At 58.3% G+C, this 14,572-nt stretch carries 11 protein-coding genes; 8 read left to right on the forward strand and 3 right to left on the reverse strand.

Features of this window, described 5'->3' with window-relative positions; genetic code table 11:
* Positions 1 to 73: 73 nt before the first annotated feature.
* Complete coding sequence (locus tag ACSQ3H_RS15075; RefSeq protein ID WP_436117793.1) at positions 74 to 565, forward strand: thioesterase family protein; 492 nt, start codon at positions 74 to 76, stop codon at positions 563 to 565.
* On the opposite strand, the gene ACSQ3H_RS15080 is transcribed toward ACSQ3H_RS15075, so the two are convergent.
* Complete coding sequence (locus tag ACSQ3H_RS15080) at positions 552 to 1,460, reverse strand: LysR substrate-binding domain-containing protein (RefSeq protein WP_436117794.1); 909 nt, start codon at positions 1,458 to 1,460, stop codon at positions 552 to 554. The genes ACSQ3H_RS15075 and ACSQ3H_RS15080 overlap by 14 nt on opposite strands.
* Positions 1,461 to 1,611: 151 nt before the next feature.
* Here ACSQ3H_RS15080 and ACSQ3H_RS15085 point away from each other — a divergent pair, with 151 nt between their 5' ends.
* Genes ACSQ3H_RS15085 through ACSQ3H_RS15095 form a run of 3 tightly spaced genes read left to right on the forward strand, consistent with a single transcriptional unit; the run spans position 1,612 to position 7,765 of the window.
* Entirely contained in the window at positions 1,612 to 2,844 is a 1,233-nt protein-coding gene (locus tag ACSQ3H_RS15085) for an aromatic ring-hydroxylating oxygenase subunit alpha (RefSeq protein WP_436117795.1), read from the forward strand.
* 32 nt (positions 2,845 to 2,876) lie between these two features.
* Positions 2,877 to 5,324 (forward strand): GcvT family protein, encoded by a 2,448-nt coding sequence (locus ACSQ3H_RS15090; RefSeq protein ID WP_436117796.1) that lies wholly within the window; start codon positions 2,877 to 2,879, stop codon positions 5,322 to 5,324.
* Complete coding sequence (locus ACSQ3H_RS15095; RefSeq protein ID WP_436117797.1) at positions 5,321 to 7,765, forward strand: GcvT family protein; 2,445 nt, start codon at positions 5,321 to 5,323, stop codon at positions 7,763 to 7,765. Before ACSQ3H_RS15090 ends, ACSQ3H_RS15095 begins: the two co-directional genes overlap by 4 nt.
* Positions 7,766 to 7,935: 170 nt before the next feature.
* Here the strand turns inward: ACSQ3H_RS15095 and rocD are convergent, their stop codons facing one another.
* Entirely contained in the window at positions 7,936 to 9,144 is a 1,209-nt protein-coding gene (gene rocD, locus ACSQ3H_RS15100; RefSeq protein ID WP_436119462.1) for an ornithine--oxo-acid transaminase, read from the reverse strand.
* A 24-nt stretch (positions 9,145 to 9,168) separates the two neighbouring features.
* Positions 9,169 to 10,158: an arginase gene (gene rocF, locus ACSQ3H_RS15105; protein ID WP_436117798.1), complete on the reverse strand. Its 990-nt coding sequence runs from the start codon at positions 10,156 to 10,158 to the stop codon at positions 9,169 to 9,171.
* A 167-nt stretch (positions 10,159 to 10,325) separates the two neighbouring features.
* Here rocF and ACSQ3H_RS15110 point away from each other — a divergent pair, with 167 nt between their 5' ends.
* The 4 genes from ACSQ3H_RS15110 (at position 10,326) to ACSQ3H_RS15125 (ending at position 14,524) form a co-directional block, all read left to right on the forward strand.
* Positions 10,326 to 10,748 (forward strand): Lrp/AsnC family transcriptional regulator, encoded by a 423-nt coding sequence (locus ACSQ3H_RS15110; protein ID WP_436117799.1) that lies wholly within the window; start codon positions 10,326 to 10,328, stop codon positions 10,746 to 10,748.
* 176 nt (positions 10,749 to 10,924) lie between these two features.
* Positions 10,925 to 12,328 (forward strand): aminodeoxychorismate synthase component I, encoded by a 1,404-nt coding sequence (gene pabB / locus ACSQ3H_RS15115; protein ID WP_436117800.1) that lies wholly within the window; start codon positions 10,925 to 10,927, stop codon positions 12,326 to 12,328.
* Positions 12,325 to 12,921, forward strand: a complete 597-nt coding sequence (locus ACSQ3H_RS15120) for an anthranilate synthase component II (protein WP_436117801.1) — start codon at positions 12,325 to 12,327, stop codon at positions 12,919 to 12,921. The genes pabB and ACSQ3H_RS15120 overlap by 4 nt, the downstream gene beginning before the upstream one ends.
* Positions 12,922 to 13,075: 154 nt before the next feature.
* A complete protein-coding gene (locus tag ACSQ3H_RS15125) occupies positions 13,076 to 14,524 on the forward strand; it encodes an aldehyde dehydrogenase family protein (protein WP_436117802.1) in 1,449 nt (482 codons plus the stop codon).
* Positions 14,525 to 14,572: the final 48 nt, after the last annotated feature.

Below are 14,572 nucleotides of genomic sequence, written 5' to 3' on the forward strand. Positions count from 1 at the left end.
CAAAGCAGCGCTGTGCAACTTCATGTTTCAACCCACGATCATGTAATCGCGCCAGTCCAGTCAGGAGCCCAGAATGTCAGCCGAAAATTTACAAGGTCAACTGCACCGGTCCGCGCCGATTGCCATGGAAAAGGAATGGATCGACTATAATGGTCATCTCAACATGGCCTATTACAACGTCGTTTTCGACCGTGGCGGCGATGCTTTTTTTGCCGAAATGGGTTTCGGTCCGAAATATGCCGCCGAACGCAAACTGACGATTTATACAGCCGAGGTGCATATCTGCTACGTGCAGGAAATTCATCTCGACCATATCGTTACGGTCACCAGCCAGCTGATCGATTTCGACAGCAAGCGCCTGCATACCTATAACGAGATCGTGCACACGGATGGCTGGGTGGCAGCGACCGCAGAGGTTCTGTCGCTGCATGTCGATATGAGCGGCCCGAAGGTCGTGCCGTTTCCCGATGATCTCATGCCAACGCTCGAATTCTACAAGCAAGCGCACTCAAAGCTGCCAATGCCTGCACGTGTTGGCCGGACGATCGGGATCAAGCGGAAGTAGTTCCTCCGAACTGTTCGACGAGCCAGCGCTCGAACTGACGTATCCGGGTTTCGCCGACGCGCTCCTTGCGGCAGATCATGTACCAGGCGCCGGGCTGTGGAACTTTCAACGGAAAGGGCGCCACCAGCCGTCCGGCCTTGATGTCATCTGCCACCAGAAAGTCCGGTGCTACGGCGAGGCCCTGACCATCCAGAGCTGACTGGAGAGCGGCAAGATAGGTGTCGAACTTCAACGTCACCGCCTGTGCGGTATCGGCAATGCCTGCTGCCTCTAGCCATGTGCCCCAATCCTCCGGAGCGGTATAAAGCGCAAGGCGCGGCACCTTGCTTAAAGCTTTGGCTCCAACGTCGCCCTCGATCCGCGCAGCCACTTGCGGACTGCAGACCGGCCGCATTTCCGCTTTCACCAGCAGGCGATAGTGCAGGTTCATTCGCTCCGGCCGCGTGGTGTGGATGATGCCGATATCCGAACTGTCGATATTCAGTTCCCAGTCAAGCTGGCTCGTGCCGATGCGGATCGCGAGATTGGGATTGACCTTGCGAAAATCGGTCAGGCGCGGGATGAGCCAGCGAATGGCAAAGGTCGCATAGGTTTCCAGCGCCAGATCGTCGGTGGTGCCGATGCGGTTTATCAACGCCGTACCGCGCGCGATTTTTTCGAAGGCATCGCGCATGTAGGGATAGTACAGCGTTCCGGCGTCGGTCAGCGACACGCCGCGCGGCAGGCGCTCGAACAGCTTGACGCCGAGGATCGTTTCAAGTTCGGCAATGCGATGGCTGATGGCGGATTGGGTTACGCCAAGTTCATCGCCGGCAAGCCGGAAACTCAGCAGCCGCGCGGAAGCCTCGAATGCCCGCAAGGAGCCGAGCGGCGGTATTCTGGGCTTGGACATCATGGCGGAAAACCTTGTCGAAATTGGACGGGTGAAAATAATTCATGTCTTTATGAGTAACGATCGCTTGAATGCGGCGCAATGCGGAATCATTCTAAACTGCGACGCGTCTTACAGATATCAAGCGCCGGCGAAAATCTTTTCGGAGAATGAAATGGGTGCAGAACAGGCCTTTGCGGAAATTGCGCCGTCTCTGGACAAGATCGATCGACTGATCGCCGAGCACAAAGCCGGCCATGGTCTGGTCCGCGCGTTCTACATGGACCCGGACATTTATGCGCGGGACATGGAGCGCGTGTTCCGGCGCCATTGGCATTGTATTGGCCATGCGAGCATTATTCCCAATGCCGGGGATTTCGAGTTGTTCAAGATCGACAGCGAGGCGGTGATTGTTTCGCGCACCGAGGACGGGTCCATCCACGCCTTTCTCAATGTTTGCCGTCATCGCGGCGCCGAGGTCTGCACCAAGCCCAAGGGCAACGCGCGGTTCTTCGTCTGCCCGTATCATGCCTGGACCTATGCCAATGATGGCAGCCTGCGCGCGGCACGGCTTATGCCGAAGGATTTCGACCGCAGCGCCCATGGCTTGAAGAAACTGCATGTGCGGGTGGCGGAGGGGCTGATCTTCATCTGCTTTGCCGACGAACCACTGGATTTTTCGATCATCGAGCAGTCGCTGCGCACCACCTGCGGGCAATATGGCTGGGCGGATGCGAAGGTCGCACACCGCGAAACCTATCCGGTCGATGCCAACTGGAAGCTTGCGGTCGAAAATTACGTGGAGTGCTACCATTGCGGCCCCGCGCACCCGGAATATTCGCAGACGCATGCGCTGGAACAGCCAGCAGAAAAGATCGTCGAGCTGAATGCGCGCATGGAGCAGCGCACCTGCGCGCTTGGTATCGACATCGCAACCGGCGACCACTGGCAAAATTCGACGCAGGGCCAGGAGACGATCCACACATTCCGCTATGCGCTCTATGACGGCGTTTCCAGCGGCAGCGAGGATGGTTCTCCAGTCGGCCCATTGATGGGGCGCTTTTCGGAATTCGATGGCGGTGTGACGTCCATCCATCTTGGCGGCACAAGCTTCCTCGTCTGCTATCCCGACCATGGCATGATCTATCGCTTCATTCCGAAAAGCGTCGATACGTGCGAGATGGAACTGATCTGGCTGGTGCGCGGCGATGCCGAAGAGGGCAAGGACTACGACCTCGAAAAGCTCACCTGGCTGTGGAAGGTCACGACCGCCGAGGACAAGACGATCATCGAGCACACGGCGCGGGGTGTCCGTTCGCACTACTTCGTGCCGGGTCCGATCGCGCCGATGGAATATAATGAATTGCGGTACATCCAGTGGTACCTCGACGAAATCGCATGGCCATAAGCCGAACAGCATGAGACTACAGGGGACTGCAGATGTCTGATTTTCCAACGTCGGCGCGCGTCGTCATCATTGGTGGCGGGGCGGTCGGCGTTTCGTCGCTTTATCATCTGGCCAAGGCGGGGTGGACCGATTGCGTGCTGCTCGAAAAGAACGAGCTGACCTCGGGCTCGACATGGCATGCGGCTGGCAATGTGCCGACGTTTTCCGCGTCCTGGTCAGTGATGAACATGCAGCGTTATTCGGCCGAGCTCTATCGCGGGCTTGCGGCAGAAGTCGACTATCCGATGAACTACCATGTCACGGGTTCGCTGCGGCTTGCGCATACCAAGGAGCGGATGCGCGAATTCCAGCGGGTCAAGAGCATGGGCCGCTACCAGGGCATGGATATCGACGTGCTTGGCGTGGATGAGATCAACGGGCGCTATCCGTTCATCGCGACGCATGAGCTGGAAGGTGCGCTCTATGACCCCAATGATGGTGACATCGATCCCGCCCAGCTGACGCAGGCACTGGCCAAGGGCGCCCGCGATCTCGGCGCGAAAATCATCCGCTTTTGCCCCGTCACCGGCGCGCGGCGCGACAATGACGAGTGGGTGATTTCCACGCCGCAGGGCGAGATTCGCTGCGAATACGTGGTCAATGCGGCCGGTTATCGCGCGCAGGAGATCGGCAAGATGTTCGGTCGCGATGTGCCGATGATGGTTATGAGCCATCAGTATCTGCTCTTTGATGAGATCCCTGAAATCGCGGCCTGGTCTCGTGAAAACGGCCACAAGCTGCCGCTGCTGCGCGATGTGGATTCGTCCTATTACCTCCGACAGGAAAAGAACGGCATGAATCTCGGCCCTTACGAGCGCAATTGCCGGGCCCATTGGGCAACTGCCGACGATCCGATGCCGGACGATTTTTCCTTCCAGCTTTTCCCGGACGATCTGGAACGGCTCGAATGGTATCTGAATGATGCCATCGCGCGGGTTCCCATTCTCGGAACCGCAGGCCTGTCCAAGATCATCAATGGGCCTATTCCTTATGCGCCGGACGGCAACCCGCTGATCGGGCCGATGCCGGGCGTTCCGAACGCTTTCGAAGCCTGTGTCTTCACATTCGGTATCGCGCAGGCGGGCGGAGCGGGCAAGGTGCTGGCCGAATGGGTGACGGAAGGCGCGACGGAGTGGGACATGTGGTCGTGCGACCCGCGCCGCTTCACCGCCTTCACTGATCCTGATTACTGCGTCGCCAAAGGTCTGGAAGTCTACGGGCACGAATACGCCATCCATTTCCCGCGCCACACATGGCCAGCGGGGCGCAACAAGAAGCATTCGCCGATCCATGATCGCATCGCCAAGCTCGGCGCGCAGTTCGGTGCCTATAATGGCTGGGAGCGTGCCAACTGGTATGCGCAGCCGGGCGACGACACGTCGGAGGAATCAACGCAAACATTCCTGCGCGATGGACCCTGGCAGCAGCGTATTCGCGAAGAATGTCATGCGGTGCGCGATGCAGTCGGCATTCTCGATCTGCCGGGTTTCTCACGCTTCAAGGTAAGCGGCGAGGGCACGCGCGCATGGCTGTCGACGTTGATTACCGGCATAGTGCCCAAGCCCGGGCGTATCGGCCTCGGCTATTTCTCCGATGAGAAGGGCCGCGTCGTCACCGAGATGTCGATCATGGCGATTGACGAGGACGTATTCTTTCTCATCACCGCCGGCGTTGCCGAATGGCATGATCGCGACTGGCTGCTGAACCACTTGCCGAAAGGCAGTGCGATCCGCATCGGCAATGTGACGGAAGACTTCTCCTGCCAGATCGTCACCGGACCAAAGGCGCGCGATCTCTTCCGCGATATCTGCGATGCGGACCTCGAAAAATCCTGGCTGTCGCATCAGACCACGCAGATTGCCGGGCGCTATTGCCAATTGGTGCGGGTATCGTTTGCCGGCGAACTTGGCTGGGAAGTGCATACCAAGGTTGCCGATACGGCCGCGATTTTCGATGCGGTGTGGGAGGCAGGGCAGAAATACGGGATCAAGCCGTTCGGCATGTTCGCTCTGGATTCGCTGCGGCTCGAAAAGGGATATCGTGCTTGGAAGGGCGACCTCTCTACTGATTACACGCCGCTGCAAAGCGGGCTCGAACGCTTCATCAAGTGGGAAAAGCCGGAATTCCTCGGCAAGGCGGCCCTCGAAAGCGAAAAGCAACAGGGCGTGAAGAAGCGCTTTGTCACGCTGACGGTGGACGCCGGTGATTGCGACGCGCCTTACATGTCAACGCTTTGGCACGACGGCAATATTGTCGGCGAGACAACGTCGGGAGGTTGGGGCCACCGCATCGACAAATCCATTGCGCTGGGCATGCTCAAGACGGAGCTCACTGAACCCGGTACCGAAGTCGAGGTGGAAATCTTCGGTGAGCGCTACAAGGCAACGGTTCATCCTGACCAGCCGCTGTGGGATCCCAAGAACGAAAGAATTCGCGCATGAGCTCACTTCCCACTAAAGCGCGCGCCGTCATCATTGGCGGCGGTATTTCCGGCTGTTCTGTCGCCTACCATCTCGCCAAATTGGGCTGGACCGACATCGTCCTGCTTGAGCGCAAGCAGCTGACTTCGGGAACCACGTGGCATGCGGCTGGCTTGATCGGCCAGCTGCGCGCTTCGCAGAACATGACGCGGCTCGCCAAATATTCTGCTGACCTCTACGTGAAGCTTGAGGCGGAAACAGAAGTTGCGACCGGAATGCGTCAGGTCGGCTCGATCACCGTTGCGCTGACCGAAGAGCGCAAGCACGAGATCTACCGGCAGGCTTCGCTGGCGCGGGCATTCGATGTCGATGTGCGCGAGATATCTCCGCGTGAAGTCAAGGAGATGTACCCGCATCTTAACATCGAGGATGTGGTTGGAGCGGTGCATCTGCCGCTCGACGGACAGTGCGACCCGGCCAATATCGCCATGGCTCTGGCCAAGGGCGCACGCCAGCGTGGCGCGAAGATCGTCGAGAACGTCAAGGTCACTGAAGTTCTCAAGAAGAATGGCCGGGTGACAGGCGTGACCTGGGGGCAAGGCGAAGAACAAGGCACCATCGAAACCGATGTCGTCATCAATTGCGCCGGTATGTGGGCCCGCGATCTGGCGGGAACGTCGGGTGTTACGGTGCCGCTGCACGCCTGCGAGCATTTCTATCTCGTCACCGAGGCCATAGAGGGGCTCGGGCGTCTGCCGGTGCTGCGCGTTCCGGATGAATGCGCCTACTACAAGGAAGATGCCGGCAAGATGATGCTCGGTGCCTTCGAACCGGTGGCAAAGCCCTGGGGCATGAACGGCATCTCCGAGGATTTCTGTTTCGACCAGTTGCAGGAAGACTTCGAGCATTTCGAGCCAATCCTCGAAATGGGCGTCAATCGCATGCCCATGCTCGGCACCGCCGGTATCCATACGTTTTTCAACGGACCTGAAAGCTTCACGCCCGATGATCGCTACTACCTCGGCGAAGCGCCGGAACTAGGCGGCTACTGGGTTGCGGCCGGGTACAACTCCATCGGCATCGTTTCATCCGGCGGCGCCGGCATGGCGCTCGCGCAATGGATAAACGATGGCGAAGCGCCGTTCGATCTGTGGGAGGTGGATATCCGCCGGGCGCAGCCTTTCCAGAAGAACCGGCGCTATCTGAAGGAGCGGGTCTCGGAGACGCTCGGCCTGCTTTATGCCGATCACTTTCCCTACCGGCAGATGGCGACGTCGCGCAATATCCGCCGCTCGCCCATCCATGAGCATCTGAAAGCGCGCGGCGCTGTATTCGGCGAAGTGGCGGGATGGGAGCGCGCCAACTGGTTTGCCAAGGAAGGTCAGGAGCGCGAATACCATTATTCGTGGAAGCGGCAGAACTGGTTCGATAACCAGCGCGATGAACATCTTGCCGTGCGCAATGGCGTCGGCCTGTTCGATATGACTTCGTTCGGCAAGATACGCATCGAGGGACGTGACGCGCTGGCTTTCCTGCAAAAGCTCTGCGCCAACGAGCTCGATGTCGAGCCGGGACGCATCGTCTATACGCAAATGCTCAACAATCGCGGCGGTATCGAGAGCGATCTGACGATCACGCGGTTGTCGGATACGGCATTCTTCGCCGTAGTGCCCGGCGCGACACTGCAGCGCGACCTTGCCTGGATGCGCAAACATCTAAAAGATGAGTTCGTCGTTATCACCGATGTGACCGCCGCCGAATCCGTGCTTTGTGTGATGGGACCCAAATCACGCGAATTGATCCAGAAGATCAGCCCGAACGACTTCTCCAATGAGGCCAATCCATTCGGTACGGCGCGCGAGATCGAAATCGGCATGGGATTGGCGCGGGCGCACCGCGTGACCTATGTCGGTGAGCTTGGCTGGGAGTTGTATGTCTCCACGGATCAGACCGCGCACGTGTTCGAAGCCATTGAAGAGGCTGGCAAAGACCTTGGCCTGAAACTGTGCGGCCTGCATACGCTGGACTCCTGCCGCATCGAAAAAGCTTTCCGGCACTTCGGCCATGACATCACCGACGAAGACCATGTGCTGGAGGCAGGGCTAGGCTTTGCGGTGAAAGTAGACAAGGGCGATTTCATCGGCCGGGATGCGGTTCTGAAGAAGAAGGACACCGGGCTCGATCGAAGGCTCGTGCAGTTCCGCCTCAGTGATCCAGAGCCGCTGCTCTTCCACAACGAGGCGATTGTTCGCGACGGAAAAATCGTCGGGACGATCACATCCGGCAATTACGGCCACTATCTCGGCGGTGCGATTGGGCTTGGCTATGTGCCGAGCAAAGGTGAGAGCGCCGAACAGGTGCTGACGTCGGATTATGAGATCGAGATCGCCGGTGCGCGCGTGAAAGCCGAGGCTTCGCTGCGGCCGATGTACGATCCAAAGGCCGAGCGGGTGAGGATGTAAGATTATGGTGCGTGGTTCGACAAGCTCTCACCATGAGGGAAGTTAGTGCTCTTAAAGGAGTTAAAAGCCGATAGGTTTCCGCTTCTAGGCACTTGCAATCAACCCACTTCCCTCATGGTGAGAGCTTGTCGAACCACGCACCTGAAGCACCATAAACACCAAATCTCAACTCAGTTCATGCTGGTGAGCACGGTATTGAACTGCTCCAGCGCCCAATCGACCTGATCGCGCTTGATGACAAGTGGAGGGGCGATGCGGATCGTATCGCCATGGGTGTCCTTGGCGAGGATGCCGCGTTCCTTCAGCTCGTAGCAGAAACGGTTGGCGCCGCCGGCTTCCGGATGCAGTTCGACGGCCAGCATCAGCCCGCGGCCGCGTACTTCGCGCACGATATTACTGCGAATGCCCTTCAGCTCCTGCAGGAAATAATCGCCTTCGATGCGGGAATTCTCGATCATGTTTTCTTCGGTCAGAACGCGCAGCGCGGCGCGGGCAATGGCGCAGGCCAGAGGATTGCCGCCAAAGGTGCTGCCATGCTGGCCCGGCTTGAGCACACCAAGGACATCGCTGTTGGAAAGCACGGCCGAGACGGGATAGAACCCACCGGAAAGCGCCTTGCCGATCAGCGTCACGTCCGCTTCGATGCCTTCGTGTTCTTCCGCGAGCAGGGTGCCCGTACGGCCGAGACCGGTCTGGATTTCGTCGAGGATAAGCGTCACGTTGTTCTGCGTGCAGAGTTCACGCACCTTGGTGAAATAGCCCTTGGGCGGAATGATCACCCCGGCTTCGCCCTGGATTGGCTCCACCAGAAAGCCGACCGTATTGGGTGTCAGCGCGGCGGTGAACGCGTCAATGTCGCCGAACGGAACTATCTTGAAACCCGGCGCGAACGGACCGAAATTATCGCGAGCCGAAGGATCGGTGCTGAAACCGACGATACCCATGGTGCGGCCATGGAAATTATCCGAACAGACGATAATTTCCGCGGCATTTGCCGGAACGCCCTTCACCTCGTAGCCCCATTTACGCACGGCCTTGATCGCGGTTTCCACGGCTTCGGCGCCGCTGTTCATCGGCAGGATCTTGTGCGAGCCGGTGAGGGCGGCGAGCTCCTCATAGAACAACGCCAGCTGGTCGTTGCGGAAGGCGCGGGAGGTCAGCGTCAGCTTTCCGGCCTGCTCAATCATTGCTTTCAGGATTTTTGGATGGCAATGGCCCTGATTGACCGCCGAATAGGCGGAGAGGCAATCAAGATAGCGATTGCCGTCGATATCCCAGACGTACACGCCTTCGCCGCGCTCCAGCACCACATCGAGCGGCTTGTAATTATGCGCCCCGAGGCGGGATTCCGTCGAGATCAGGTCAGCGGCTGTGTGCAGCAAAATATCCTCCTATTGCCAAATTTATGCGCTCAGAGCGGCAGCGCTCTGGTCTGAAAGGTTGGGTTTGTCGAAGATCTGCCGGCCGAACAGGCTGGCGACGAGATCGACGAGAAGCAGGGCACTCTTGCCGCGCTCATCCAGAAACGGGTTGAGTTCAACCACATCGAGCGAACCGACCACGCCGGAATCGTGCAACATCTCCATGACGAGATGCGCTTCGCGATAGGTCGCGCCGCCGGGAACGGTGGTTCCGACGCCAGGTGCAAAGGACGGATCGATGAAATCCACGTCGAAACTGACGTGCAGGATGCCGTTCGCCTTCTGCACGCGCTCGATGACGCGGCGCAGCAGCTTGGCGACGCCGAACTCATCGATCTGGCGCATGTCGATGACATCGATGCCGCGCTCACGCAGAAGCACGCGTTCGGTCTTGTCGATGGAACGAATGCCGAAAAGATGCAGGTTTTCCGGCTTGACGAAACCATGCGGCTCATCGCCGAAGACGCCCTCGAGGCCGGGTTCGCGGCAAAGAAGAGCCGCCGACATGCCGTGCATATTGCCTGATGGGGAGGTGGCGGGTGTATTGAAATCGGAATGGGCGTCCAGCCAAAGCACGAACAATTCGCGGCTGTGTTCTTCGCAATAGCGGGCGACGCCGCCAATTGAACCCATGGACAGGCTGTGGTCGCCGCCAAGAATGACCGGGAACGTGCCGTTCTTCATTGCCTCATAGGTCTCGACCGATAGCATGCGCGACCAGGCAGCGATTTTCTCGATGTGATGCGCCAGACCTGCGACTGGCGGAACAACAGGCAATGTCTCCGGCAGGCGCAAATCACCGCGATCTTCCACCGGGTGGCCGAGTTCTTCGAGCGTGCGGATAAGTCCGGCAGTGCGCAACGCAGCAGGCCCCATGAGCGCGCCGAGGCGGCCCGCACCTTCCTCGATCGGCGCACCGATCACGGTCAGCTTCTGCTTGTGCGTATTCTCGAAATTGTTCTGCATGTTCATCGACAACCGCCACTTTCGCGTTTGAATGGTCATAAAATCAGGAAAGGAAATATCCGCCTCAATTTCAATAATTACATTTCGGCGCGGTGACAAAAAGACAGCATCCTGATAGAAATGCGCATATTAATGCGCATTTTGCTCAATCAATTTGATCAGGTTGGAAGACGATGGACGATGTAGACCGCAAATTGCTGTCCCTGCTGCGTGACGATTGCCGCATGCCGGTGTCGTCGATGGCGACGATTCTCGGCATTTCCCGTGCAACAGTACGCACGCGTATCGACAAGCTGACCACGAATGGCACGATCCAGGGTTTCACTGTCAACTTGAAGGCGGGCGCGGGCATTTACGGCGTGCGGGCCGTTGCCATGATCGAGGTGGCCGGGCAGGCCGCGGAAAAGGTTGTGCGGCGATTACAGGGCTTTCCGGAAATCCGTGCGCTGCATACGACGAACGGCCGCTGGGATATCGTCGCCGAGATCGAAGTCGAGACCTTGGAGGCCTTCGACCGGACTTTGCGTGATATCCGCCATATTGACGGAATCACTTCGACGGAGACAAGTATCCTTCTGTCGACGCGCAAAAGCTAGGATATACTGATATTCACGCCAAGACGGCCTGCAAATGGCACTTTTCTGCGATCCGGTGCTCATGAACCCAAAAGTTCACTGCGCTCCGGTTCTCGAAAATCACCATTTTCGGCTCGTCCTGACGCGAATCTCAATATACCTAACCCAGTAACGGCCGGCGGTTGAGGAGGAGCGGTTTGCACATTCGTGAGATTCCATGGCTGGAGCCTGTCGACGCGGCCGAGCGATTGCGGACGCTCGGGGGGGTAAGCTTCCTTGACAGTGCCATGCGTCACGACAGCCTCGGCCGTTATTCCTATGTGGCGGCTGATCCATTCGGCAAACTGGTCATAGAAAAGGGCGTGGCAAGCTGGAATGGCGCCACGCTTGATCAATCGCCGCTTGACGCAATCTCGCATTATCTCGATCTATACCGGCTCGATGATCGGCCCGGTCTTCCGCCGTTTCAGGGTGGAGCAATTGGCTATTTTTCCTACGAGTTCGGGCGTTTGCTGGAGCGCTTGCCGCAGCCGGATGCGCCTGCGCAAGGATCGATGCCAGATGCGGCCTGGTATTTCTACGATGTGATCCTCGCGTTCGATCATCAGGCCGGAAAAGCCTGGCTTTTGTCATCGGGATTGCCGGAAACTGACGTTGTAGCTCGGACAACGAAAAGTCTTGAGCGTTCCGAACCATTCTTGCGGCTTTTACAAGAGGAGCCGGAACAGGAATCCTCGAAGGCGGAACAGCAGAGGATCCCGAGGGCGTCATGGCGGTCGAATTTCGAGCGCGATGTCTATATGCGATCCGTTGCCAGGGTGGTGGAATATATCCTCGACGGCGATATCTTCCAGGCCAATATCGCCCAGCGCTTTATCGCCGATCTGCCGGAAGGCTTTGCACCGTGGCAGTTCTACAAGGCGCTTCGCCAGCGCAATGCCGCGACTTTTGCCGCCTATCTGGATCACGGCGATATCGTAATCGCGTCGAGTTCGCCGGAACGTTTCATCTCGGTGAAAGGCGACCAGGTCGAGACGCGCCCGATCAAGGGCACCATGCCGCGGTCGTCAAATCCCAACGAAGACAAGAACCTGGCCGATATACTTCTCAAATCGGAGAAGGATCGCGCCGAAAACCTGATGATCGTCGATCTGATGCGCAACGATCTCTCACGCGTCTGCCGCCCGCATTCGGTGCTTACGCCGGTGCTGTGCGGTCTCGAAACCTATGCGAGCGTTCATCATCTGGTTTCCGTCGTCACCGGACGGCTGATGGAAGATAAATCCTTGACGGACTTGATCAGGGCAGCTTTTCCAGGCGGGTCAATCACCGGCGCGCCGAAGCTGCGGGCCATGGAGATCATCACCGAGATCGAGCGCGAGGCGCGGGGCGTCTATTGCGGCTCGATCGGTTTCATCGGCTTCAACGGCAATTTCGATGGAAATATTGGCATTCGCACCGTGCTGTTTCAGGGTGGCAAGGCGGTGTTTCAAGCGGGCGGCGGCATTACCGCGTTGTCAGACCCGGCCGCCGAATACCAGGAAACGCTGGATAAGGCGGCGCGTATCTTCGCTGTGTTCGAACAGGGCGATGCGCCATGATCCTGATTATCGACAATTATGATTCCTTCGTCTTCACCGTGGCGCGCTATTTCGCCGAACTCGGCGTTGAAACGCAGGTGGTCCGCAATGACGCGATTACAGCGGCGGAAGTCGTGCAACTGGTGCCTGAAGCGATTGTCGTTTCGCCGGGGCCGTGCGGGCCGCGCGAAGCCGGACAATCGATGGACATTATCGAGACATTGAGCGGGCAGGTCCCGATCCTCGGCATCTGTCTTGGTCATCAGTGCATCGGCGAGGTTTTCGGCGGCAAGGTGGTACGCGCTCGGGAGCCGATGCATGGACGCGCCTCGGCGATCAATCATGATGGAACGAGCATCTTCAAGGGTCTGCCAAGCCCGTTCCGCGCCGGCCGCTATCATTCCCTCATTGTGGAATCTGTCAGGGACGACAGCGACCTGTTGGTGACCGCACGGTCTGATATTGGCGAAATCATGGGGCTTACCCATGTCAGTCACCCGACCTATGGCGTGCAGTTTCACCCGGAATCCGTGCTGACGGAATATGGTCACGCCATGCTCGGCAATTTCCTGCGCCTTGCGCGTCAGTTTCACCGGCAGCAAAAATTGTCATGACGATCGGGCCCGCGCCGCTATTTTTGCCTCTTTGTTCGATATTCCTGTTGGTCGTAACGTCAATCATCCGCTACACACGCAACTGAACATACGCCGACACTTATCCGGCGCAGAATCAACGATAATCCATAGAGCCACAGGCAGGAGACAGACCATGCTTCGCAAGACCGATTTCTATATCGATGGAAAATGGATAGCGCCGGTAGTGGCGAAAGAGCTTGAGGTAATCAATCCCGCCGACGAACAGGCGTTTGCGGTGATCTCGCTCGGTTCGGCAGCCGATGTCGACAAGGCTGTTTCCGCTGCTCGCAAGGCGTTCACCACATGGAGCGTGACCAGCCGCGAAGAACGTCTCGCATGGCTCGAGCGCCTGCTCGCCGTTTATAAATCCCGCATCGCCGATATGGCCAAGGCGATCTCGTCCGAAATGGGCGCGCCAATCAAGATGGCGCTGGACGAACAGGCGGCATCGGGGACGGGCCATATCAAGGCTTTCATCCAGGCTTTGAAAAATTTTGAATTCGACCGGCCGCTCGAGGGCCACGACAGGACCGTCCGCCTTGCCTATGAGCCGATCGGTGTCTGCGGCCTGATCACGCCGTGGAACTGGCCGATGAACCAGGTGGTTCTGAAGGTTGTTCCGGCGATTGCCGCAGGCTGCACGGTTATCCTCAAGCCATCCGAAATTGCGCCGATCTCGTCGGTGATCTTCGCTGAGATGGTTGATACTTCGGGTCTTCCCGCCGGTGTCTTCAATTTGATCAATGGTGATGGCCCAACGGTTGGCGCAGCGATGTCCGCTCATCCCGGCATCGACATGATGTCGTTCACAGGTTCAACCCGTGCAGGCGTTGCGGTGACCAAGGCAGCAGCCGATACGGTCAAACGCGTGTCGCTGGAGCTTGGCGGCAAATCGCCGAACATCGTGTTCGCGGATTCGGATGTGGAGGCTGCGGTCAAGCGCGGTGTCGAGCATGTGTTCAACAATACCGGCCAGTCATGCAATGCGCCTACCAGGATGCTTGTGGAACGCTCCGTCTACAACAAAGCGACTGAAATCGCCGCCGAGACGGCGAAGGCAACCAAGGTCGGCGATCCGTCGCAGGACGGCGATCACATGGGTCCGCTCGTTTCGGAGATGCAGTTCAACAAGGTGCAAGGTTTGATCGAGCAGGGCATCAAGGAAGGCGCGCGATTGATTGCCGGTGGTACTGGCCGTCCTGAAGGCTTCAATCGCGGTTACTACGTCCGCCCGACGGTTTTCGCCGACGTCAACAACGACATGACGATTGCGCGCGAGGAGATTTTCGGACCGGTATTGGCGATGATCCCCTTCGACACGGAAGAAGAAGCGGTCGAAATTGCCAATGACACGCCCTACGGGCTTGCTGCCTATATCCAGTCTGGCGATCGTGAGCGCATCAAGCGCGTGTCGAAGCAGCTTCGTGCAGGCATGGTGCGTATCAATGGCGCCGAGCATGCGGCAGACGCTCCGTTCGGCGGCTACAAGCAGTCGGGCATCGGGCGTGAGGGTGGCCACTTCGGGCTGGAAGACTTCCTTGAAGTGAAGGCGATCAGTGGTTGGGAAGACAACGCTGCCTGAATTTTAACTGACGAGACGCAATAATTGTCAGGAAGGCAGGTGCGGATA

It is taken from the genome of Phyllobacterium sp. LjRoot231 (assembly GCF_964253365.1).
Lineage (GTDB): Bacteria > Pseudomonadota > Alphaproteobacteria > Rhizobiales > Rhizobiaceae > Phyllobacterium.